Origin of the sequence: Streptomyces sp. NPDC056224 (assembly GCF_042267665.1) — a bacterium.
Lineage (GTDB): Bacteria > Actinomycetota > Actinomycetes > Streptomycetales > Streptomycetaceae > Streptomyces.
This window is the reverse complement of record NZ_JBHJTK010000001.1, coordinates 112,793-134,546: the sequence shown is the minus strand read 5'-3', so window position 1 is coordinate 134,546 and position 21,754 is coordinate 112,793. Positions and strand designations below refer to the sequence as shown.

The following is a 21,754-nucleotide window of genomic DNA, read 5'->3' as shown; positions in this document are numbered from 1 at the left end:
CCAGTCGCGAATGACCTGTCGCGGAGCTGCGAACGGCCGCCGGAATGACACCTTCGAGGGGCTCCGTCCCCGGGCTGGAACCAACCGGTACGACCGCGCCGTTGGAGCAGTCAGGACAGGTGGACGCCCGGCGAGGACCGGCACAGGCACCGGCGCATGACCAGCGTCGGGCAATGGAGCCGGATCGGGTGGCACAGGTCTCGCGCGTCCCGGAATGCGCGTCCCGGGGCACGCGGGAGGCTTGGACGCGCAGACAGGCGGAGGCAAAGGGGGTGCCGGACCGTGCGAACGGCATTGGGTGTGTGGCGTTGGCGGCGCAATCCGCTGCGCCGGCCGACCGATCTCTTCGAGGCGTGGGTCGCGTTCACCGCGCTGGTGTGCGTCCTGCTGGTGGCTCCGACCATCGGCTGGGTCGCAGGTGTGCAGGTCGACGGGACGCTGCAGCGGGCCGTGCGCGAGCAGCGGCAGGAGCGGCACCTCGTTCCGGCGGTCGTGGTCCGGGCCGCCCCGGAATCGGCATCGGCGTCGGATTCGGCCTCGGATTCGGCGTCGGCCTCCGCTTCGGAGCCGGGCGAGGCCGCCGTTCCCTCCGCTCATCAGACGGCTCCGCAGCGTACGCAGGTCGTGGCCTCGTGGACCGCTCCCGACGGCAGCAGTCACGAGGGCACGGTGCCGGCCGCGGAGGAACCGCCGCGCCCCGGTGAGCGGTTCCGGATATGGACCGATGCGCACGGCGGGCTGGTGGGGCAGCCGCTCGACCCGTCCTCGGCCGCGGTCCACGCGGGGGTGGCGGGCCTGGCGGCCGCCCTCGCGGTGGCCGTACTGGTCGAGACGGTCCGCCGGCTGGTCGTACGCAGGCTCATGCATCAGCGGTACATGCGGCTGGACCGCGCATGGGCGGCGGCCTGGCCGGACTGGGGCCGGGCGGGCGCGGGCAGTTGACCTGGCCGCTCACCGGCCCCGCGCGCGCTACGGTGGACCGGCCAGACCAGACCGTCCGCATCGGCGGCGCGGCGAGTACGAGGGTGGGGGCACGACAGCACCATGGCTCAGGGCACGGTCCAGGTGACGCACGGCGGGGCTTCGCGATGGCGGCGCCGCTCCGGTGAGTATCCGACGCTGGCGGCGGCTCTGGCCGCCGCGGGCGACGGGGACGTGCTGTCCATCCCTCCCGGCACCTACCGGGAGAACCTGGTGCTGCACCATGCCGTCACGCTGCGCGGGCCCGAGGGCGGCCTCGGGTCGGTGCGGATCGCCCCGCTGGACGGGGTCGCGCTGACCGTGCGGGCCTCGGCCGTGGTCCAGGACCTGCACCTGGAGGGCCAGGACCGGGCCGCTCCCGCACTGCTGGTGGAGGACGGCGCCCCCGAGCTCACCGATCTGCGGGTGAGCACGCGGTCGGCGGCCGGCATCGAGGTGCGCGGCAGCGGGGCCAGGCCCCTGGTGCGACGGTGCACGGTGGAGAATCCGAGCGGGGTCGGGATCGCCGTACTGGACGGCGGCGGCGGGGTGTTCGAGGAGTGCGAGGTCGTGGCCGCCGGGCAGACCGGGATCTCGGTGCGCGGCGGCGGCAGCCCCCGGCTGGAGCGCTGCCGGGTCCACCACGCCACGGGCGCGGGCATCGGTGTCACGGGCGAGGGTTCGGGCCTGGAGGCGCTGGGCTGCGAGGTGTACGAGATCAAGGGCTCCGGCGTGCAGATCGCGGCCCGCGCCTCGGCCCGGCTCACGGACTGCGCGGTGCACCGCACCACGGCCGACGGGGTCACCCTCGACACCGACGCGGTCCTGGCCCTGGCCGGCTGCGACATCCACGACATCCCGGAGAACGCGGTCGACCTGCGGTCCCGTTCGGTGCTCACGCTCAGCCGCACCACGGTGCGCCGCTTCGGCCGCAACGGCCTGTCGGTGTGGGACCCGGGGACCAGGGTCGACGCCGAGTCCTGCGAGATCCACGACAGCACGGGCGACTATCCGGCCGTGTGGATCAGTGACGGGGCCACCGTGTCGCTCGACTCCTGCCGGGTCCACGACGTGCCGGACGCGCTGTTCGTACTGGACCGGGGTTCGCGCGTGGACGTGGTCGACAGCGATCTGTCCCAGGTGCGCAACACCGCGGTGTCGGTGAGCGACGGGGCCACCGCACAGCTCGACGACTGCCGGATCCGCGAAGCGGCCACCGGGGCCTGGTTCCGCGACCACGGCAGCGGGGGCACCCTCGCCAACTGCACCATCGACGCCGTGCAGACCGGCGTGATCGTCACGAAGGGTGCCGACCCCACCCTGGAGCGGTGCACGGTCACCTCCCCCGCCGAGGCCGGGTTCTACGTGTCGGCGGGTGGCCGCGGCACCTTCACGGCCTGCCGGGTGACGGGCAGTTCCGGCTTCGGCTTCCACGTCCTCGACGGCTGCCGCACCACCCTGGCGCGCTGTCACACCGAGCGCTGCGCGCGCGGGGGGTACGAGTTCGCGGAGGACGGGCCGGTCGCCGAGGGCTGCACCGGCGACGAGTCCGCCGCCCGCCCGGCGGCCCAGGCCGCCTCGGGCGGCGGACTCGCCGGGGCGCACACGGGGATCCGCACGGTCGCCACCGGGCGGAGCCCCGTACTCCAGCCGGCGGAGGTACCGGCGGCGCGGGCCGCCGACCGGACGGACGGCGGGGCGGCGCCGACGGCCGCGGCCACCGCTGCCCGGACCCGCGGTTCGGGGGAGGTGCTGGGCCAGCTCGACGCGCTGGTCGGCCTCGACAGCGTCAAGCGCGAGGTGCGCGCCCTCACCGACATGATCGAGGTGGGCCGGCGCCGGCAGCAGGCGGGCCTCAAGGCCGCGTCGGCGCGCCGGCACCTGGTCTTCACCGGCTCCCCCGGAACGGGCAAGACCACGGTCGCGCGGCTGTACGGGGAGATCCTTGCCTCCCTCGGGGTGCTGGAGCGCGGGCACCTGGTGGAGGTGTCCCGCGTGGACCTGGTCGGTGAGCACATCGGCTCCACCGCGATCCGTACGCAGGAGGCCTTCGACCGGGCGCGCGGCGGGGTGCTGTTCATCGACGAGGCGTACGCGCTGGCACCCGAGGACTCGGGCCGGGACTTCGGCCGCGAGGCGATCGACACCCTGGTCAAGCTGATGGAGGACCACCGCGAGGCGGTGGTGGTGATCGTCGCCGGGTACACGGCGGAGATGGAACGCTTCCTGACCGTGAACCCGGGGGTGGCCTCACGGTTCTCCCGGACCATCACCTTCGGCGACTACGGTCCCGGGGAGCTGCTGCGGATCGTGGAACAGCAGGCGGAGGAGCACGAGTACCGGCTCGGGGAGGGCACCTCCGAGGCGCTGCTGGCGTACTTCACGGAGCTGCCCAAGGGGCCGGCCTTCGGCAACGGCCGCACCGCGCGCCAGACCTTCGAGTCGATGGTGGAGCGGCACGCGGGGCGGGTGGCCCAGCTGTCGGAGCCGAGCAAGGACGAGCTCACCCTGCTGTTCCCGGCGGATCTGCCGGGGCAGCCCGCGCCTTGCTGAGCTGACCCGGGACTCCCCCGGCGGCCTCCCCCGCCTCCCCCGGACTCCGTCCGCGGGGACCCCCGGGGCGCGGCCCCAAGACCCGGGCCGCCGTGTCCAGGCGCGCGAGCAGGGCCTCGCGTTCGGCGGCGAAGGCCGGATCCTCCTGGTAGTCGGAGTGACCGAGGATCGGCGCGGGCAGCGGGTGTCGGGCGCTGCGGCCGTAGGCGAGCGGGTCGGCCAGCGGGCCCCGGTCCACGCCCTCCCGGGTGCCTGCGAGCACGGGGCCGCCGATGGGGTCGGTGGCCCGCCACAGGTTGCGCCAGCAGTCGACCTCCTGGTGCAGCGCCGTCAGCGGGCCGGTGCCGAAGTAGGCGGGGAACCAGCGGCCGTAGAGGCGGCCGAGCGGGGATCCGTAGGTGAGCAGGGCGACCCGGCGGCGGACGGGCGGCGGCAGCTGCCAGACGGCGGCGGCCGCGAGCACGCTGCCCTGGGAGTGGCCGGAGATCACCAGACGGCCCCCGGTGCGGCCGGTCCAGGCGGCCATTCGCCAGGTCAGGTCGGGGACGGCGCGCTCGGCGTAGCAGGGTGGCGCGAAGGGGTGGGCGGCGCGCGGCCAGAAGGTTCCGACGTCCCACAGGATGCCTATCGTGCGCCGGGCCGCGGGGTCCCGGTAGGCGCGGCGGCCCCAGGTGACGAAGAGGACGAAGCCGAAGCCGACGAGCCAGGACCCGGTGTCCTGGGCGGCGCGGGCGGCGCTCTCCAGGAGCGGCCCGGTCCCGCGGGCCGCCTCGCCCGGGACCCGGCCGCTGAACCAGGCTCCGGCGAGCGCGCCCGCGCCGAGCAGCAGGGTGATCCCGGATACGGCCGCCACGAACCACGGCGCGGAGTCGGTCAGCGCGGCGGCGGCCCGGGCCCCGGCGATCCGGCGGCTGCGGGCCCGGTCGGGTGCCTCCCCCGGGTACTCGGCGGCGACCGTCGCGGCGAGCCGGCGCCGGGCCCCGGCTCCGCGCCCCGCGAACCAGGCGGCGAGCAGGGCCAGTACGAGGAGCAGCGGCGGCAGCACGGCGGCCTGCCAGGACAGCAGTACGGGCGGCCCGGGCAGCGGCGCCCCGGCCATGCCCGGAGTGGCTCCCCCGTCCAGCCAGTCGGCGACGCGCTGGGCGACCCCGCCGGACATCACACCGCCGAGCGCGCAGCCGAGCATGGCGACGGCGGGCCCGCCGAGGCCGTGCAGGGCGGCGGCCGGGACGGGGGCCCTGCGATGGAGGTACGCGGCGACACCGCTGAGGGCGAGCACGCAGACGCCCTGGCCCAGCATGAGGACCCCGAAGGCGAAGTCCCCCGGGAGCCGCCCGGCGGAGGTCCAGCCGGGGCGCGGCGGCCAGCACGCGTACGCGAGGACGGCGGCGAGGAGGGCGAGGGCGGCTCCGGGCAGCAGGGTGACGGCGGCGCGGTCGAGCCGGTGGTCGGGCCGGGCCTCGGTGCGGCCGCGCCGGCAGACGACCCAGACCACGACGAGTCCCCCGGCGACGAGCAGCGACTGGGCGGCCCAGCCCAGGACTTCGAGGACGCCGGAACCGGCACGGCGGTCGTGGCGGGCGGTGGGGGCGGCGACGGCCGCGGCCACGGTGAGCAGCCCGGCGGCGGTGTGCGCGGCGCGCAGCCGGGCCACGAGCCGCCGCCCGTACCAGAATCCGGGGCGGCCGAGCGCGGGCGCGGTGTCCGACGCGGTGTCCGGGTCGGCGGCGCCGGCGGGCGGCGGCTGGGATTCGTAGGCGCTCCACGTACGGTTCGACAGGAACCAGAGCAGCCCGGTCAGCGCGGCGGGGACCAGGGCCGCGAGGGCGAGGCGGCGCCCGGGACGGGCCCACCAGCCGCCTCCGGGCGCGAGGAAGCGCAGCCACGAGCGGGAGCCGGAGCAGGTGCCGGAGCCCGCGCACTGCCAGGCGAACAGGTCGAGCGCGACCTCGCAGGCGGCCGCGATCAGCAGCACGGTCAGGCTGAGCGCGAGGATCCGTACGAGCACCCCGTACGTGCGGACCGCGCGCGGGGCGGGGTCTGCGGCGGGCGTGGCCGGGCGGGCCCAGTGGGCGAGGTTGGCCACCATGAAGGGCAGGAGCAGGAGCCACAGGGCGCGGGCGCCGTTGCCGGAGGTGAGCCGGGACCAGCAGTAGGCCTCGGGGACCGGCCGCCCTGCGTAGCGCTCGGGGTGGGCTTCGGCGTCGGCGTCCTCGGTGCGGCGGAAGACGGCCGCGGTGGAGTCGCCGGTGACGCGCACGGTGCGCGGGTCGCCGAGCAGTTCGGCGGGGGCGGCGCCGGCGACGCCGTGGACCAGGAGTTCGAGGGCGAGGGGCGGTACGGAAGCGAGGGGCGGTACGGGGGCGACGGACGGCTCGGGGCCGAGGGGCGGTTCGGGGCTGCGGGCATCCGGCAATGCGGCCTCCGCTCGCGGAGCGTGATCGGCGGGGTTCCAGCATCCCGCGCGGCGGACCGCCTGCCCAGCCCCCGCGCCGCGGGTTTCCGTCCCGGGGCGGACTTCTGACTGTTGGTCAGTTATGGTCACTCATGTTTCAGCGCGCCGGTTCCGCACGCGCGTTCCGCATCCCCTCCCAGGAGGCAACGCCATGGCTCTGCGCCGACTCCGCCCGGTGGGGCTGGACTTCACCGAGGACGCGCCGGTACGGCTGGTCTTCGCCGCGCGGGCGACGGCGGCGCCCGAGGCCGTGTACCGGGCGCTGGCGGAGGAGGTCGGGGGCTGGCCGCGGTGGTTCAGGGCCGTCACCCTGGCCCGCCCCACGCGCGGCGGCGCGGGTCGCGAGATCAAGCTGGTGGGCGGGGTGCGCTTCCAGGAGACGATCATGGCCGCGGACCCCGGGCAGCGGTACGCGTACCGGGCCGACGAGACCAACGCCCCCGGTCTCCGCGCGCTCCTGGAGGAGTGGCGGCTGACCCCCGCCGGCTCGGGCACGCACGTCCGCTGGACCTTTGCCGCGGACGGGCCGGCCCCCTTCCGGCTGGCCCTCTCCGCCGCCCGCCCGGGCCTGGGCCACTCCTTCCGTACGGCGGTGCGTACGCTCGACGCCCGCCTCACCGGACGGCGCGCGGCGGATCAGTAGTCGCCGCCCGCTCCCGTCACCCGGTGTTCTCGGGCGAGGTCTCCGTAGCCTCCCGCGCCCCACACCGTCGCCCGGAACTCCTGCAGGGACACCGCCGGACCCCCGGCGAAGTGGACCACCGCGCAGCGCGCACAGCACCAGCCGCGGGACCAGACCTCCTCGGCGGCGTCCCGGCCGGCGGCGATCCGCGTCCGGAAGGCACGTCGGATCCGTACGGCCGAGACGATGAGCAGGACCGCCCCCAGTAGCGCGAACGCCGAGATCCATCCGAGGAACAGGAGCCCGGCCCCGGGCGCGGCCGTGACTTCCGCATGGGCGCCGCCCCGGAATTGGAGCGACCCCTGGGGCTCGCTCTTCGGCGGGTCGGCGAACCACTTCCCGCCCGCCGCCCCGCCGATGAACGTGCCGATCGACACCAGGATCAGCAGCACCCCCAGAGCGGTCCGCCCGGCGGTCACCGGCGCGGGCGGGCTCGCGGCCAGCGCTGCCGCCAGCCTGGGGACGCACTCCCGGGTGTGGACGCTCCGGTCGTCAGCGCGGGTGCCGCCCTGTTCGAGGCGACGGTGCCCGCCGAGGCAGACGGCGGGGACGGCGCGCACCTCGTCGGAGCGCCGACAGCTCGGACACTCCAACGGCGACGCCTGCGCCCCGCTCCCGGTTCCGGTTCCGGTTCCGGTTCCGGTCCCCGTAGCCGCCTGGGCGCGCGTACGCGCGTCCCGCTCCGGCCTGTTGTACGCGATGCCCGCCATGGCTTCCCCCGAAGCTCCGCCGTGATCGAAGTCCGCCACAGCGTAGCGAGCGGATCCGGGCCCGACGAGGGTGTTCTCGTACCGGACCGTCACGGTCGCGCCACAGGCGCGGACCAGAGCCCGCGCACCCGGGCCGTCAGAGCGCCGGGGGCTCGGCGACCAGGCCCCGCGGTCGGCCGCCAGCCGCGCCCGTACGCGGCCGGCCGCGACCTCCTCCGGCCCCGGCCCTCCCGGCTCGGCCCTCCCGGCCGCACCGCGGACCGGCCACCGGGGGCGCACCCCGTCCTCGCTCCCCGCCGCGGCTTCCGCGGGTGCCGCGGGTGCCGCCGCGTGCGGGCGTCCGCACAGCGTGTCCGGCCGACAGCCGACCGCCGCCCGAACAGGGGGAGTTCACGCGGCCCGCGAACGCCGTCAGGCAGCGGGCTCGCGCCAGATTCCCGTCGTCAGCAGCGTCTCGAGCGTCTCCGCGTACGGCGCGATGTCGAGCCCCTGCGACGCCAGCCAGGCGTCGGAGTAGTACTTGTCGAGGTAGCGGTCGCCCGGGTCGCACAGGAGGGTGACGACACTGCCCGTACGGCCCTCGGCCACCATCTCCGAGACGATCTTCAGCGCGCTCCACAGGCCGGTGCCGGTCGAGCCGCCCGCCTTGCGCCCTATCGCCGTCTCCAGCGCGCGGCAGGCTGCGACGCTCGCCGCGTCCGGGACCTTCATCATCCGGTCGATGGCGCCCGGTACGAAGCTCGGTTCCATGCGCGGTCGGCCGATGCCCTCGATGCGCGAGCCGCAATCGCTGCTGGCGTGCGGATCGTTGTTGGTCCAGCCGTCGAAGAAACAGGAGTTCTCCGGGTCCGGGACACAGATGCGGGTGTCGTGCTGCATGTAGTGCACGTAGCGCGCGATGGTCGCGGAGGTGCCGCCGGTGCCGGCGGTGGCCACGATCCAGGCGGGCTCGGGGAAACGTTCCAGCCGCAGCTGCTGGTACATCGATTCGGCGATGTTGTTGTTGCCGCGCCAGTCCGTGGCCCGCTCCGCGTACGTGAACTGGTCCATGTAGTGGCCCCCGGTGCCGGCGGCCAGCTGCGCCGACTCCTCGTACATCTTCATCGGGTCGTCCACGAAGTGGCATTCGCCGCCGTGGAATTCGATGAGGCGGCACTTCTCCGGGCTGGTCGTGCGCGGCATGACGGCGATGAACGGGACGCCGATCAGCTTGGCGAAATACGCCTCGGAGACGGCCGTGGAACCGGACGAGGCCTCGATGACGGGGCGGCCGGGGCGGATCCAGCCGTTGCACAGGGCGTACAGGAACAGCGAGCGCGCGAGGCGGTGCTTGAGGGAGCCCGTCGGGTGCGTGGACTCGTCCTTGAGGTAGAGGTCGATGCCCCAGGCCTCGGGGAGCGGGAAGCGCAGCAGGTGGGTGTCCGCGGAGCGGTTGGCGTCCGCCTGGACCTTGCGGACGGCCTCCTTCAGCCAGGCGCGGTACTCCGCGTCGCTGCGGTCGACGTCGATGGTCGTGGCAGTCGTGCCGCTGGTACCGGTGGTGCTCATGCGCCGTGCTCCTTTGTGCGTGTATTCGCCCCCTGCTTTCGCAATGTACCTCCCCCACCTGCACAAACAGTCGCTTTGGGGTTCCATGCGAATCGCTTTCGGTCGCTTTCGGTTGCACTGTGGAGCACCGTGGGTGACCCTGGTGGAGCATTACCGAGGGTGCAGCACCCGTAACACTCATGTCGGGGAGTCGCAGCCGTGATCAGTCATTCCCGCAGACACTGCGTCGTCGAACTGCAGGCACTGCCGTCGCGCATAGGGCAGATCCGCAGAATTGTTTCTGCGCAATTGCGCCACTGGCAGCTCGATCCGCTCATAGACCGGGCCGCGCTCGGTGTGACGGAACTGCTGAGCAACGTCCATCGCCACGCGCAGCCGGACAAGACCTGCACGGTCGAGATCGAGTTCCGCCTCGGGCGGCTCACGGTCTCGGTGATCGACAGCGATCCACGGCTTCCGGAGCTCCGGAAGGCAGTGGCGGGGTCGCTGGAGACCTGCGGGCGCGGGCTCGCGCTCGTGGAGGCGGTCAGCGAGGCCTGGGGCGCCCGGCATCAGGCGGACGGTGCGGGCAAGGTCGTGTGGTTCTCGCTCACCGCGGCCCCCGCGCCGCCGGCTCCGACGCGGCCGGTACGGATCGGGACCAAGCCCGTACGGGAACCCGCCCGGGCCACCATCGTCGCCGTGGACCCGGTGTCCGTCTCGACGGGTGTGTCGGTGGCGGCGTCGGTCGGTGTCAGGCCCGGGTAGCGTACGGCGGCCGCGGCCCCCGGGCGCCCAGCACCCGGCCGGGGAGCCGGAGCGGTGCCGGGCGGAGCGGGGCGTGGCGGTCCCGGTCCGGCAGCCCCGGTCGGCCCCCGTCCGGACGGCGAACCCGGGCGGACTGCGAACCCGGGCGGACGGCGAACCCGGCCACCCGGTCGCCGGACGCGCATCCCGCCCCCGGCCGCGCCGGCCACCGCGCTACGCCGCGGCGCCCAGCGCTCCCAGCGGGTCGTCGAGCACCGGCTGCCACGCCAGCTCCGCCGCGCCGACCAGGCTGTTGTGGTCCAGGGTGCACGGCAGGATCGGGACGCCCCCGCTGCGCCCCCACAGGCTGCGGTCCGCGACCACCGCGCGCAGCCGCTCCGGGTCGGCGGACAGCAGCTCCCGGTGCAGCCCGCCCAGGATGATCCGGTCCGGGTTCAGGATGTTCACCAGGCCCGCGAGGCCGAGCCCGAGCCGGTCGATCAGCTCCTCCGCGGCGGCCCGTACGGCCGGTTCCGCGTACTCCGCGCCCAGCAGGTCGCGGGCCTGCTGGAGCAGCGACACCTCCGGGCCGGGCGTGCGCCCCGCCGCCGTGAGGAAGGCCAGCGGGTCGGCCTCCACGTCCAGGCAGCCGCGGCCGCCGCAGTGGCACGGCCGCCCCTCGGGATTCACCGTGAGGTGGCCGACCTCCAAGGCCAGGCCCGAACTCCCGCTGTGCAGGCGGCCGTCCAGCACCAGCGCCCCGCCGACCCCGCGGTGGCCGGTGGCCACGCACAGCAGGTGCTGCGCGCCGCGTCCGGCGCCGTGCCGGTGCTCGGCCAGGGCCGCGAGGTTGACGTCGTTGCCGGTCAGGGCCGGGCCGTCGATCCCGGCCGCCTTCACGCATTCAGCGAAGACGGCCCGTACCGGCGAACCGGGCGGCCAGGCCAGGTGCAACGGGTTCAGCGCCGTGCCTTCCGGCTCCGCGACCGCGGAGGGGACGGCGAGCCCCGCGCCGATGCAGCGGCGGCCGCTCTCCGCGAGCAGCGCGGCCCCGGCCTCCACGACCGCGCCGAGCACCTGCGCCGGGTCGGCGGAGACGGTGAGTTTGCCGGGGACGGTGGCCACGATGCGGCCGCCGAGACCGACCAGCGCGGCCCGGAAGCCGTCCGCATGCACCTGCGCGGCCAGCGCCACGGGGCCGTTCTCGTCGACCGAGAGACGGTGCGAGGGGCGGCCCTGGGCACCGCCCGCGCCACCCGGGCGGGAGTCGACGCGGATCAGCCCGAGCGCCTCCAGCTCGGCGGCGACCGCTCCGGCGGTCGCGCGGGTGACCCCGAGCTCGGCCGTCAGGACGGCACGGGTCGGCGCACGGCCGGTGTGGACGAGCTCCAGCGCCGGGCCGAGCGCGCTGCGGCCCCGCTCCAGTTTGGTCCTCGTGGAAGCCGACGAAGCCGCAGAAACCGTGGACACCGCGGTCACATCCCCCACCCGCGGCGGGGCCCCGTTGCCGTTCATGGCATCGATCCTCGCATGATCGGGGGCGTCCGGACGCCGCCCCGCTAGCCGAGGCCGCCGACCCGGAGCGTGATGTTCAGCCGGCCGGTCAGCCCGAGCCCCGCCGGGGCGGTGCCCGACAGGACCTTCGGCACCCCGTGATAGGCCAGTCGGCTCGCGTCTCCGAAGACGAACAGATCCCCGCTGCGCAGCTCGACGTCCCGGTACGGACGGCCGCGCGAGACGGTGTTCCCGAAGCGGAAGACGCAGGCGTCGCCGAGACTGAATGAGACCACCGGCGCCCCGGACCGCTCCTCGGCGTCGCGGTGCATGCCCATGCGGGAGTCGCCGTCGTAGAAGTTGATCAGGGCGATGTCGTGCGCGACCTCGGGCTCCGGCAGCTCCCCGTAGGCGGCGGCCACCGCTTCCCGCCCCAGCTCGGCGAGCCACGCGGGCATCGGCTTGACGGGGGCGCCGTCGCCGTCGACCGCGGTGCGGGCGTAACCGTACGGGTACCAGTGCAGTCCGAGGCACACCTGCCGGGCTGTCATCGTGCCGCCGCCGGGGGTGTGCACGGTGCGCAGGCCCGCGGGCGGGCGGGCCCACTCGCGGCAGGCGGCCAGCAACTCCCGCTGCCGCGCGGGGGCGAGCCAGTCGGGCACGTGCACCGCGCCGGGGGCGATCACGGTCCGCTCGCGCGGGAAGAGTTCCCCTTCCATGCCCTCCATTGTCGCGGGCCTGCTGGCAGACTCCCCGCATGGAGATCAACGACTTCGTGAAGATTCTTGAGCGGGACGGCGAGCTGCTCGGCGACCTGGCGGAGCAGGCGGGCATGACCGCCCTCGTGCCCACCTGTCCGGGGTGGCACGTAGCCGATCTGCTGCGGCACACCGGCTCGGTGCACCGCTGGGCGGCCGGGTACGTCGTGGGGGGACTGCTGGAGGGGGCGCCGTTCCCGGCCGCCCCGGAGCTGGCCGGCGCGGAGCTGATCGCCTGGTTCCGCGAAGGGCACGCGGCTCTGGTCCGCGCCCTGGGCGAGGCCCCGGCCGATGTGCAGTGCTGGACGTTCCTGCCGACCGCCCCGCCGTCGCCGCTGGCGTTCTGGGCACGGCGCCAGGCCCATGAGACGGCCGTGCACCGGATGGACGCCGAGGCGGCGCTCGGTGTCGCGTTCTCGCCGGTGGCGCCCGAGTTCGCGGAGGACGGGGTGGACGAGCTGCTGACCGGATTCCACGCCCGGCCGCGCAGCAGGGTGCGGACCCCGGAGCCCCGGGTGCTGCGGGTCAGGGCCGCGGACACCGGCGCGGTGTGGACCGTGCACCTGTCGCCGGAACCGCCGCGGACGGTGCCGGGTGCCACGGACGACGCGGTCGACTGCGAGGTGACCGGGGAGGCGGCCTGGCTGTACGCGGCGCTGTGGAACCGGCTGCCGCTGGCGGGTCCGGGGGTCACCGGCGACCTGGCGCTGGCCCGGCTGTGGACCGAGGCCGCCGGGATCTGAGGAGGGCGGCGGCGGGCACCCCGCGACCGGGCAGTAGGGTCGACTGCCTTAGTCGATCACGGGGGTCCATCGATGTTCACGTCCTCAGCGCGCTCTGCCGTGGTGGTCACCGCCGCCCTGGCGGCGTTCACCGTCTCCTGTGGCGCGGAGCCCGCGACTCCGCGCGGCGGCCCTGCTGCCGCGGCGCCCTCCGCGACGGCGTCCGCGGCCCCGGCGGCCCCGGGCTCGGCGGCCGCGTCGGCCCCCGGCGACCTCCCGGCCGAGAAGGTGCGGGACGCGTTCGCCGGTCTCCAGGCCACGCTGAACGATGCGTGCACCCCGGGCAACTGCGCGTACTTCCTGGGCCGGGTCCACGACGAACTCCACCGCTTGGACCGCGCAATGAAGGCCGACCCGAAGGGGGCGGGCCACTTCCCCGAGCCGATCGCCCTGATCGCGAAGCTCGACGGGGAACTCGGCGGGGACCGCTCCTTCGAGAACCTGACGAAGCACCAGAAGTCGCTCATCGGCACCCGGGACGAGATCAACGCCTGGATGCAGGGCCACCCGGACGACTACCGGTGATCCGGCGGCGCACGGCGGCCGACCTCGACGCGTGCGTCGACCTCCTCCGGGCGGTCCACGACCGCGACGGCTATCCGGTGAACTGGCCCGGGCGTCCCGCCGAGTGGCTGACGCCGCCTTCCCCGCTGGCGGCCTGGGTGGCGGAGGCGAACGGGCGGATCGCCGGCCACGTCGGCCTGGCGCGCAGCGGCGCGGGGGACCTGGCACCGGTCCTGTGGAGCGACCGTGCGCGGGTGCCCGTCGAGCACACCGCCGTGGTCGGCCGCCTGTTCGTCTCGCCCGCCGCGCGCGGCCTCGGGCTCGGCGCACTGCTGCTGGCGCGTGCCGTCCGGGACGCGCGGGAGCGTGGTCTGCATCCGGTGCTCGACGTCCTCGCCCACGACACCGCCGCGGTCGCGCTGTACGAACGCGAGGGCTGGCGCCTGCTGGACACCGTCGACCAGCGGTGGAGCGCGACCCGGACCGTCACCGTGCACTGCTTCGCCGCACCTGCCTGAACAACTCGCGTCTTGCGCCTTGTCCCTTGCGTCAGCCGAGGGTGGCGGCGTAGGCGGTCTGGGCGCCGTGCTCCCATGCCGGGCCCGTGTTCCAGGGATTGGGCATGGCCGCGCTGGTGGCGTACGCGTAGCCCGCGCCCCGGTCGAAGGCCGTGCGCAGGGTCGCACGCATCGCCCCGGCGTCCGGGACGTCGTGCACCAGGTGCCAGAACGCAGTGCCGCTCGGGTCGAGTTCGGTACCCGTGCGGTAACCGGTGAGCGGGTCGAAGACGTTGCCGCCGAGCCAGCCGCCGCCGGTGTACGCGGCGTACGTGTCCTCGTACGTGACGAAGACGTCCGCGGTGCGGCGGCCCGGCTCCAGGTAGCAGTCGGCTATCGCCGTGCCGGGGTTGTTGACGACGAGGGGGGAGGCGGCCGGGTCGACGGCGCGCATCGTGTCCTCCACGTGACGGCGCAGCTCCGCGTAGTGGTCGCGGGTGGCGTTGCCGGGGCCGCAGTCGCGGCTGACGACGTCGAAGAAGACGCCGTCGACGTGGAGGCGGCCGTCGGAGGTCCTGAGGTAGTTGTCGACCGACGCCTTGACTGCGGCGGCTGCGCGGTTGCCGTGGTCGGTGTGGACGTAGCCGAGCACCTTGGTCTTCCCGCCGGTGGCGGTCGTACCGCGGCGCAGGGCGTCGGCGCGGGCCCGCCAGGGGGCTTCGAAGGGGGAATCGCCGTTGCCGGGGTTGAGGACGACGACGGAGGCGGCCGGGCCGGACGCGGTGAGGTCGTTCAGCATGGCGTCGTCGGCCCAGACGTACGCGGGGACACCGATGTCCAGGCCCCGCACGCCGGGTATCCGGGGCGCCGGAGGTGCGGGGATCGGGGCCGGGGCCGGGGTCGCGGTCGCGGCCCGGGGCCCGGTCGGGGCCGCGGTCGGGGCCGGGGCCGGGGCCGGGGCCGGGGCCGGGGTCACGGTGGGGGCCCGTCCCGATGGGGGCGCGGCCGCCCACCGGCCCGGCGGCGTCGGTTGCGCTGTGCGCGCCGGCGCCGTGACCGCCGGCGCCGGCGCGGCGAGTAGGACGGTCACCAGGACGGCGTACAGGGCCTTCACGGCGCGGGGCATGACGGTTCCTCCGGCGGCGGCAGGGGGGGGCGACCCGAGGAACACTAGACGGACGCCCCTCGGTTCAAGGCTGGACCGCCTGCATTCGTACGAGGAACAGAAGAGCGAACTGTCACCTCATCGCATGTTCCTCCGCCAGGAGCCGCCTGGGGCTGCCGTCACACGGCGGGCAGTCCGACCCCGTGGGCCAGCTGCCCGGCAGCGTGCGCGAAGAAGACGGCCCGGTCCTCCACCACCCGGTTGAACTGGCCGAACAGTTCGAAGGACACGAGGCCGACCAGCTGCGCCCAGGCAGCGACCAGGGCGGCCGTGACCTCCGGGGGCAGACCTTCGGCGAAGTCGGCGGTCATCCGGTCGGCCTCGGGGCGCAGGGCGGCCGGCAGCGGCGGCAGCGCGAGGCCGCGGCCCTCGTGGGCGGCACGGAGGATGGCGATGAAGGCGTTCCCCACGCGGGACGCGGGCCCGACGGTGTCGAGGGGGGCGCTGTAGCCGGGAACCGGGGAGCCGTAGATGAGGGCGTACTCGTGCGGGTGCTCCAGTGCCCAGGTGCGGACGGCCTCGCAGACCGCGATCCAGCGGGCGCGGGGCGGACGGCCGGCGGCGAGGGCGCGGGCGTCCGCCCCTTCGGCCGCCGCGCCGACGCTGTCGTACGCGTCGACGATGAGCGCGGTGAGCAGCTCGTCGCGGCTGGGGAAGTAGCGGTAGAGGGCGGAGGAAACCATGCCCAGCTCGCGGGCTACGGCGCGCAGGGAGAGTTTGGCGGCGCCCTCGGCCGCGAGCTGGCGGCGCGCCTCGTCCTTGATGGCGGCGGTGACCTCGTTGCGGGCCCGCTCCCTGGCCCCTCGCACGGTGTTCATGCGTGCCAGTGTGCCACGCACGTGGAGCACTGCCCAAGAATCGGATCGTCGCTCCATTGCGAGAGCGGTGCTCTTGTTTCGGTGCGCCGATCCGTGCACACTGTTCTCAGGCGAGAGCAGTGCTCTCTCAATGAGGAAAACTCCCCCGGAGGTCACCATGAACGCGTCCAAGCCGTACTACGTCCAGGCCAGCCCGTTCGGCGTACGGTTCAACGCGCTCTTCGGCAAGCTGGCCCGGCTCGGCATCAGCCTGGCCGGCACCGCCGAGCTGTCGGTCCGGGGCCGCAAGTCCGGCGAGATGCAGCGGATCCCGGTCAACCCGCACGCCTTCGAGGGCGCGCAGTACCTGGTCTCGGCCCGCGGCCACTCCCAGTGGGTCCGCAACATGAGGGTCGCGGGCGGCGGCGAGCTGCGCGTCGGCCGCAAGGTCCGGGCCTTCACCGCCACCGAGATCACCGACCCCGTCCAGAAGGCCACCGTCCTGCGCGCCTACCTGGAGAAGTGGGGCTGGGAGGTCAACCGCTTCTTCCAGGGGGTCACCGCGAAGTCCTCCGACGCGGAGCTCCAGGCGGCCGCCGGCGACCACCCGGTCTTCCGGATCACGGTGGCGAACTGACCCGCCGCCCCAGGTCAGGTCGCCGACAGGACAGCCCCCCGGGTCAGGGCCCCCCTCCCGGCGAGGCCGCGGCCGGTCAGCTGTGCCGACGGCCGCGGCCGCGGCCGCAGGCGCGGGCACGGCCGCAGGCGCGGGCACGGCCGCAGGCGCGGGCACGGCCGCAGGCGCGGGCGCGTTAGCGACAGCGGGCCGGCAGCAGTCGGGCCACCCGCTCGCCCACGTGGTGCCGCCACAACCAGAGCGGCAGCCGCCGGTGGGGCACGAACGACCACAGGTCGTCATCCGCCTCGTTGCCGCGCGGGCAGTGGCGCAAGCCCTCCAGACAGCGCCGGTCCACCGTCCGGTGGAGCCTCGCGACGTGCGCCAGTGCGATGACGCCCTGCCGGCGCACCTCCGGGTCCGGCGACTCCAGCGCTCCGGCCACCACGGGCAACACCTCGGCCGGGCCGGGGTGGTTGAGTGCGAGAGCGATCACCGCCACCCCGGCGTGCTTGTCGCCGCGCGCGAAGGCCGCGACCACCCGCTCCGGCCGGTCCACCCCGTTCAGGTTCGAGCCGTTGCTCCGGTCCGGGCCACCGTCCGCGCCTTCACCCCCGACCCGCGCACCGCGTCGACGCCTACGCCGGCCCGTGTCCGCCGCTGCCGCTGCCGCTGCCGACGGCGCCACCGCCGCCGGTGCCCCGCGCCGCCTGCCGGGCGTCCAGCGCGTGCAGCACCCTGCGCGCCAGCGGGTACGTACGCACCATGTCCGCCAGGGTCGTCGAGCCCCGCGTGATGCGGGCGAAGGCCCGCCAGGCCGGGCGGAACCCGGTGATCGCCGCGTGCAGCATCCCCGGGCGGGCCTCGAAGACGGACAGCATCCGCCTGCCCACCCCCATCTCCACACCCAGCCCCGCCTTCACGGCGAAGGCGTAGTTCAGCGCCTGGCGGCGCGCGTCCACCGCGTCCTGGGCCTCGGAGATCTTCACCGCCCACTCCCCCGCCAGCCGCCCCGAGCGCAGCGCGAAGGAGATGCCCTCCCGGGTCCACGGCTCCAGCAGTCCGGCGGCGTCGCCCGCCACCAGCACCCGCCCGCGCGAGAGCGGCGAATCGGGCGTGCGGCAGCGGGTCAGGTGCCCGGAGGAGACGGCCGGTTCGAAGCCGGCGAGTCCGAGGCGGGCGATGAAGTCGTCGAGGTACCGCTTCGTCGCGGCGCCCTCGCCCTTGGCCGAGATGACGCCGACGGTGAGGGTGTCGCCCTTGGGGAAGACCCAGCCGTAACTGCCGGGCAGCGGGCCCCAGTCGATCAGCACCCGCCCCTTCCAGTCCTCCGCGACCGTCCGGGGCACGGGGATCTCCGCCTCCAGCCCGAGGTCGATCTGCTCCATCTCGACCCCGACGTGCGCGCCGATCCGGCTCGCGCTGCCGTCCGCGCCGACGACCGCGCGCGCCAGCACGGTCTCCCCGTCGGCGAGGACCACGGCCACGGTGCGCCGGTCGGGCACGGCCGCTCCGTGCTGCTCGACGCGGGCCACGGCCGTGCCCGTACGGACGGTCGCGCCGGCCTTCTCGGCCACGGCGACCAGCCCGGCGTCGAACTCCGGCCGGTTGATGAGCCCGAACAGCATCTGCTTCGAGCGCCGCGTCCGGGTCAGCTTCCCGCCCAGCGAGAAGGTCACCGCGTGGATGCGGTCCTTGAGGGGCAGCACGAAGCCCGGCGGCAGGGCGTCGCGCGAGGGGCCGATGATGCCGCCGCCGCAGGTCTTGTACCGGGGCAGCTCGGCCTTCTCCAGCAGCAGGACGCGCCGGCCCTCCGTCGCCGCCGCGTACGCCGCCGAGGCCCCGGCCGGGCCGGCCCCGACCACGACCACGTCCCAGACTTCGCCCACTTCGCCGGTCCCCCCGGCCACCTCGTCGTCCGCCCCCTGCGCGTCGTGTCCTGCGCTTGCGTCGCGTACGTCGTCGTCGCTGCTCACGATGTGCTGCTGCTCCTGATCACCCGGTTTGCTCCGATGCCGGGGAAATCCTACGGCGCGACACCCCCTCGCCCCGCTGTGCGAGGATCGGGACTGTCTTTCGCCGTACCCGGCATACGCACACCCGCGGATGCGGGTGGCGTACCACAGAGCACAACGTCGCACCCAAAAGGAGCGTGCCCATGTCCCAGAATCCGATCGCCGAGACCATCGCCTCGCTGATGCCCCGCGCCAAGCAGGAGCTGACCGAGCTGGTGGCCTTCCAGTCGGTGGCGGACTGGGCGCAGTTCCCCAAGAGCGAGAGCGAGGCCGCAGCGAACTGGGTCGCGGACGCGCTGCGCGTCGAGGGCTTCCAGGACGTGGCGCTGCTCGACACCCCCGACGGCACCCAGTCCGTGTACGGCTTCCTGCCGGGCCCCGAGGGCGCGCCGACCGTACTGCTCTACGCGCACTACGACGTGCAGCCGCCGCTGGACGACGCGGCCTGGATCTCCCCCGCCTTCGAGCTGACCGAGCGCGACGGCCGCTGGTACGGACGCGGCTCCGCCGACTGCAAGGGCGGGTTCATCATGCACCTGCTGGCGCTGCGCGCCCTGAAGGCGAACGGCGGTGTGCCGGTGAGCGTGAAGGTGATCGTCGAGGGTTCGGAGGAGCAGGGCACCGGCGGTCTCCAGCAGTACGCCGAGGCGCACCCGGAGCTGCTGGGCGCCGACACCATCGTCATCGGCGACGCGGGCAACTTCCGCCTCGGGCTGCCGACGGTGACGGCGACGCTGCGCGGCATGTGCCTGCTCAAGGTGAAGATCGACACGCTGGGCGGCAACCTGCACTCCGGGATGTTCGGCGGCGTCGCCCCCGACGCGCTGGCCGCGCTGATCCGGGTGCTGGACTCGCTGCGCGCGGCGGACGGTTCGACGACCGTGGACGGGCTGGCCTCGGACGCGGTGTGGGAGGGCCTGCAGTACCCGGAGGCGGACTTCCGCGCCGACGCGCGGGTGCTGGACGGGGTCGGGCTGATCGGCGAGGGCACGATCGCGGACCGGCTGTGGGCCCGTCCGGCCGTGACGGTGCTCGGCATCGACTGCCCGCCGGTGGTCGGTGCGACGCCGTCGGTGCACGCGAGCGCCGGCGCGCTGATCAGCCTGCGGGTGCCGCCGGGCATGGACACCACCGAGGCGGTCAAGCTGCTGGAGGCGCACATGGTGGCGCACACCCCGTGGAAGGCGCGGCTGGAGCTGGAGGTCGTGGGCCAGGGCCAGCCGTTCCAGGCGGACACGAGCAGCCCGGCGTACGCGTCGATGGCCTCGGCGCTGCAGGAGGCGTACCCGGGCGAGGAGATGCAGATCGCCGGCATGGGCGGCTCGATCCCGCTGTGCAACACGCTGACCCAGCTGTACCCGGACGCGGAGATGCTGCTGATCGGGCTGAGCGAGCCGGAGGCGCAGATCCACGCGGTCAACGAGAGCGTGTCGCCGCAGGAGCTGGAGCGCCTGTCGGTGGCCGAGGCCCTCTTCCTCGTCAACTACGCGGAGTCCAAGCGCGGCTGACCCGCCGCGGGGGTCGGCCGTACGCCCAGGGCGCAGTGCGCCCTGGGCGTACTGCGCTCCCGGCGAACTCACGTGCCCGGGGCGGGGCCGTGCCCGTACGTTCGCGGCATGGATCTCGTCGAAGTGCTGCCCAACCGGCTCCACATGCTCCGCTTCCCCATCGGCCAGGCGTACCTCTGGCAGGACGGCGAGGCGCTCACCCTGATCGACGCCGGTCACGCCGGATCCGCCCCCGCGATCGAAGGGGCGGTTCGGTCCCTCGGGCTGCGGCCCGAGCGGCTGGAGCGGATCGTGCTGACCCACTGCCACCGCGACCACGTCGGCGCGGCCGGTGAGCTCGCCGCCCGCTGGGGCGCGCGGGTGCTCGCGCACCGTCTGGACGCGCCCGTGATCCGGGGCGAGTCGCCCGTGCCCGAACCGGTGCTGCTGGACTGGGAGCTGCCGCTGTACGCGCACGGCCTGACCGTCCCCGAGGCCCCGCCCACCCCGGTCGACCGGGAGCTGGAGGACGGCGACGCACTGGGCTTCGGGGACGGGGCGTACGCGGTCCATGCCCCGGGTCACACGGACGGCAGCATCGGCGTCCATCTCCCGGGCCACGGCGTGCTGTTCACGGGGGACTGCATAGCCGCGGTCGGCCCGCTCATGCTGGGCGTGTTCAACGTGGACCGGGCGCGGGCGGTCGACTCGTTCCGGCGGCTGGCCGCGCTCGCCCCTTCGACGGCCTGCTTCGGACACGGGGATCCGCTGACGGAGGACACCGCGGCGGCCCTCTCCGAGGCGGCCGCGGCTTCCTGAGGCACCAGGCCGGCGGGCCGCACCGGCGGAACCGGTCAGCCCACGGGGACGCCCGCCTCCAGGTACAGGGGGCGACCCCGCTCCCGGGCGCGCAGGGCCCAGCGCAGGCGCTCGTACCGGTGCCGCGGGAGCAGTCCGGCGGCCTCGGCCTCCGTGACGAAGCGCCAGGCCCGCAGCTCCGGGCCGGGCAGCCGGAGCCGGTCCTGCGCGCCGTCGGTGAGGCGGCCGCCGTCGAAGAGCAGGCGCAGCCCCCCGTAGCCGGGCGGCTGCGGGGCCTCCCAGTCGACGACGAGCAGCCCGGGCGCCCGGTCCAGTACGAGGCCCAGTTCCTCGGCGACCTCCCGTACGCCCGCGCACGCGGGTGCCTCACCGGCCTCGACGACGCCGCCCGGGAACTCCCAGCCCGCCTTGTACGTCGGATCCACCAGCAGCACCCGGTCCCGCTCGTCGAAGAGCAGCACCCCGGATGCCACCGTCTCCCGCGTGGGCTCCGGGGTCTGCACGATGTCGCAGACCCGGGCCTCCTCGGTGCGCACCGCTTCGGCGATCCGCTCCGCGGTCTCGCGGACGCTGAGGGCGCCGTTGTCGATGACGTGCGCGTCGGCGGTGAGCCAGCCGAGTGCCTGCTGGTAGACGGGGATGTGGTCGTAGGCCCACTGGCGGACCCGGAGGTCCACGTCCTGCGGCTCGCCCGGCTCCTCGCGCGTCGCGATCCGCTGCCGAAGGATCGTTTCCGCAGGGGCCAGCAGCACATGGCGCACCGGTATCCGGCGAGCCGCCAGACCGCCGAAGATCTCGTCCCGGTACTCCTGTCTGAGCAGCGTCATCGGTACGACCAGGACGCCGCCCAGTTCCGCCAGCATCGCCGCCGCCGTGTCCACCACCAGGCGCCGCCAGCTCGGCAGGTCCTGGTAGTCGCAGACCTCCGCCAGGCGCTTGCGCGGCAGCAGCACGCGCAGCGCGTCACCGATGAACTCCGGGTCGAACAGGGTGCTGTCCGGCAGGATTCCTGTCAGTTCGCGGGCCGTGCTGGTCTTTCCGGCGCTGAATGTGCCGTTGATCCAGACAATCACGTCTACCCCTCTCCCCATGGCTCCGCCGGAGCCCCCAGTGGCTTGCCCGTCTCACCCTGCCACGGAAACCTCACTATCGGCCGAGTGCTTATCCTCGTGGTCACAGCGCCGCC

The 21,754-nt window shown here is 74.7% G+C and carries 20 protein-coding genes; 10 read left to right on the top strand and 10 right to left on the bottom strand.

Annotation, left to right across the window (positions count from 1 at the left end):
* Nucleotides 1-282 precede the first annotated feature (282 nt).
* Together ACFCZ1_RS00625 and ACFCZ1_RS00620 are read left to right on the top strand one after the other, a co-directional pair.
* A complete protein-coding gene (locus tag ACFCZ1_RS00625; RefSeq protein WP_376676113.1) occupies nucleotides 283-942 on the top strand; it encodes a hypothetical protein in 660 nt (219 codons plus the stop codon).
* A gap of 102 nt (nucleotides 943-1,044) precedes the next feature.
* Nucleotides 1,045-3,513 carry a right-handed parallel beta-helix repeat-containing protein gene (locus ACFCZ1_RS00620; protein WP_376676112.1) on the top strand — a complete coding sequence of 823 codons (2,469 nt, stop codon included), beginning with the start codon at nucleotides 1,045-1,047 and terminating at the stop codon, nucleotides 3,511-3,513.
* On the opposite strand, the gene ACFCZ1_RS00615 is transcribed toward ACFCZ1_RS00620, so the two are convergent.
* Nucleotides 3,464-5,929 (bottom strand): hypothetical protein, encoded by a 2,466-nt coding sequence (locus ACFCZ1_RS00615; RefSeq protein WP_376676111.1) that lies wholly within the window; start codon nucleotides 5,927-5,929, stop codon nucleotides 3,464-3,466. The genes ACFCZ1_RS00620 and ACFCZ1_RS00615 overlap by 50 nt on opposite strands.
* A 190-nt stretch (nucleotides 5,930-6,119) precedes the next feature.
* On the opposite strand from ACFCZ1_RS00615, the gene ACFCZ1_RS00610 reads away from it, so the two are divergent.
* Complete coding sequence (locus ACFCZ1_RS00610) at nucleotides 6,120-6,611, top strand: SRPBCC family protein (protein WP_376676110.1); 492 nt, start codon at nucleotides 6,120-6,122, stop codon at nucleotides 6,609-6,611.
* On the opposite strand, the gene ACFCZ1_RS00605 is transcribed toward ACFCZ1_RS00610, so the two are convergent.
* A complete protein-coding gene (locus tag ACFCZ1_RS00605; protein ID WP_376676109.1) occupies nucleotides 6,605-7,243 on the bottom strand; it encodes a hypothetical protein in 639 nt (212 codons plus the stop codon). The two genes, ACFCZ1_RS00610 and ACFCZ1_RS00605, sit on opposite strands and share 7 nt — an antisense overlap.
* Before the next feature lie 528 nt (nucleotides 7,244-7,771).
* Nucleotides 7,772-8,908: a PLP-dependent cysteine synthase family protein gene (locus ACFCZ1_RS00600; protein WP_376676108.1), complete on the bottom strand. Its 1,137-nt coding sequence runs from the start codon at nucleotides 8,906-8,908 to the stop codon at nucleotides 7,772-7,774.
* A gap of 198 nt (nucleotides 8,909-9,106) precedes the next feature.
* Here ACFCZ1_RS00600 and ACFCZ1_RS00595 point away from each other — a divergent pair, with 198 nt between their 5' ends.
* Nucleotides 9,107-9,655, top strand: coding sequence for an ATP-binding protein (locus ACFCZ1_RS00595; protein WP_376676107.1), 549 nt, complete (start codon nucleotides 9,107-9,109; stop codon nucleotides 9,653-9,655).
* Nucleotides 9,656-9,868: 213 nt separating this feature from the next.
* Here ACFCZ1_RS00595 and ACFCZ1_RS00590 read toward each other — a convergent pair whose 3' ends face one another.
* Together ACFCZ1_RS00590 and ACFCZ1_RS00585 are read right to left on the bottom strand one after the other, a co-directional pair.
* On the bottom strand, nucleotides 9,869-11,149 hold the full coding sequence (locus ACFCZ1_RS00590; RefSeq protein ID WP_376676106.1) for an ROK family protein: 1,281 nt from the start codon (nucleotides 11,147-11,149) through the stop codon (nucleotides 9,869-9,871).
* A 44-nt stretch (nucleotides 11,150-11,193) separates the two neighbouring features.
* Nucleotides 11,194-11,847, bottom strand: coding sequence for an alpha-ketoglutarate-dependent dioxygenase AlkB (locus tag ACFCZ1_RS00585; RefSeq protein ID WP_376676105.1), 654 nt, complete (start codon nucleotides 11,845-11,847; stop codon nucleotides 11,194-11,196).
* 38 nt (nucleotides 11,848-11,885) lie between these two features.
* Between ACFCZ1_RS00585 and ACFCZ1_RS00580 the strand changes: the two genes are divergently transcribed.
* From ACFCZ1_RS00580 to ACFCZ1_RS00570, 3 genes are all read left to right on the top strand, one after another.
* Nucleotides 11,886-12,629, top strand: a complete 744-nt coding sequence (locus tag ACFCZ1_RS00580) for a maleylpyruvate isomerase family mycothiol-dependent enzyme (protein ID WP_376676104.1) — start codon at nucleotides 11,886-11,888, stop codon at nucleotides 12,627-12,629.
* A 72-nt stretch (nucleotides 12,630-12,701) separates the two neighbouring features.
* A complete protein-coding gene (locus tag ACFCZ1_RS00575; protein WP_376676103.1) occupies nucleotides 12,702-13,193 on the top strand; it encodes a hypothetical protein in 492 nt (163 codons plus the stop codon).
* On the top strand, nucleotides 13,193-13,690 hold the full coding sequence (locus ACFCZ1_RS00570) for a GNAT family N-acetyltransferase (RefSeq protein ID WP_376676749.1): 498 nt from the start codon (nucleotides 13,193-13,195) through the stop codon (nucleotides 13,688-13,690). The genes ACFCZ1_RS00575 and ACFCZ1_RS00570 overlap by 1 nt, the downstream gene beginning before the upstream one ends.
* A gap of 31 nt (nucleotides 13,691-13,721) precedes the next feature.
* On the opposite strand, the gene ACFCZ1_RS00565 is transcribed toward ACFCZ1_RS00570, so the two are convergent.
* Nucleotides 13,722-14,795, bottom strand: coding sequence for a spherulation-specific family 4 protein (locus tag ACFCZ1_RS00565; RefSeq protein ID WP_376676102.1), 1,074 nt, complete (start codon nucleotides 14,793-14,795; stop codon nucleotides 13,722-13,724).
* Nucleotides 14,796-14,953: 158 nt separating this feature from the next.
* Nucleotides 14,954-15,652: a TetR/AcrR family transcriptional regulator gene (locus ACFCZ1_RS00560; protein WP_376676101.1), complete on the bottom strand. Its 699-nt coding sequence runs from the start codon at nucleotides 15,650-15,652 to the stop codon at nucleotides 14,954-14,956.
* Between the two features lie 157 nt (nucleotides 15,653-15,809).
* Here ACFCZ1_RS00560 and ACFCZ1_RS00555 point away from each other — a divergent pair, with 157 nt between their 5' ends.
* Nucleotides 15,810-16,268, top strand: a complete 459-nt coding sequence (locus tag ACFCZ1_RS00555) for a nitroreductase/quinone reductase family protein (RefSeq protein ID WP_376676100.1) — start codon at nucleotides 15,810-15,812, stop codon at nucleotides 16,266-16,268.
* A gap of 175 nt (nucleotides 16,269-16,443) precedes the next feature.
* Here ACFCZ1_RS00555 and ACFCZ1_RS00550 read toward each other — a convergent pair whose 3' ends face one another.
* Complete coding sequence (locus ACFCZ1_RS00550; RefSeq protein ID WP_376676099.1) at nucleotides 16,444-16,806, bottom strand: hypothetical protein; 363 nt, start codon at nucleotides 16,804-16,806, stop codon at nucleotides 16,444-16,446.
* Between the two features lie 79 nt (nucleotides 16,807-16,885).
* Nucleotides 16,886-18,223, bottom strand: coding sequence for a geranylgeranyl reductase family protein (locus ACFCZ1_RS00545; protein WP_376676098.1), 1,338 nt, complete (start codon nucleotides 18,221-18,223; stop codon nucleotides 16,886-16,888).
* A 182-nt stretch (nucleotides 18,224-18,405) separates the two neighbouring features.
* Here ACFCZ1_RS00545 and ACFCZ1_RS00540 point away from each other — a divergent pair, with 182 nt between their 5' ends.
* Both ACFCZ1_RS00540 and ACFCZ1_RS00535 read left to right on the top strand, forming a co-directional pair.
* Nucleotides 18,406-19,770: a dipeptidase gene (locus tag ACFCZ1_RS00540; protein ID WP_376676097.1), complete on the top strand. Its 1,365-nt coding sequence runs from the start codon at nucleotides 18,406-18,408 to the stop codon at nucleotides 19,768-19,770.
* Nucleotides 19,771-19,878: 108 nt separating this feature from the next.
* Nucleotides 19,879-20,568, top strand: coding sequence for an MBL fold metallo-hydrolase (locus ACFCZ1_RS00535; protein WP_376676096.1), 690 nt, complete (start codon nucleotides 19,879-19,881; stop codon nucleotides 20,566-20,568).
* 35 nt (nucleotides 20,569-20,603) lie between these two features.
* Here ACFCZ1_RS00535 and ACFCZ1_RS00530 read toward each other — a convergent pair whose 3' ends face one another.
* Complete coding sequence (locus tag ACFCZ1_RS00530; RefSeq protein WP_376676095.1) at nucleotides 20,604-21,641, bottom strand: NUDIX domain-containing protein; 1,038 nt, start codon at nucleotides 21,639-21,641, stop codon at nucleotides 20,604-20,606.
* Between the last annotated feature and the right edge of the window lie 113 nt (nucleotides 21,642-21,754).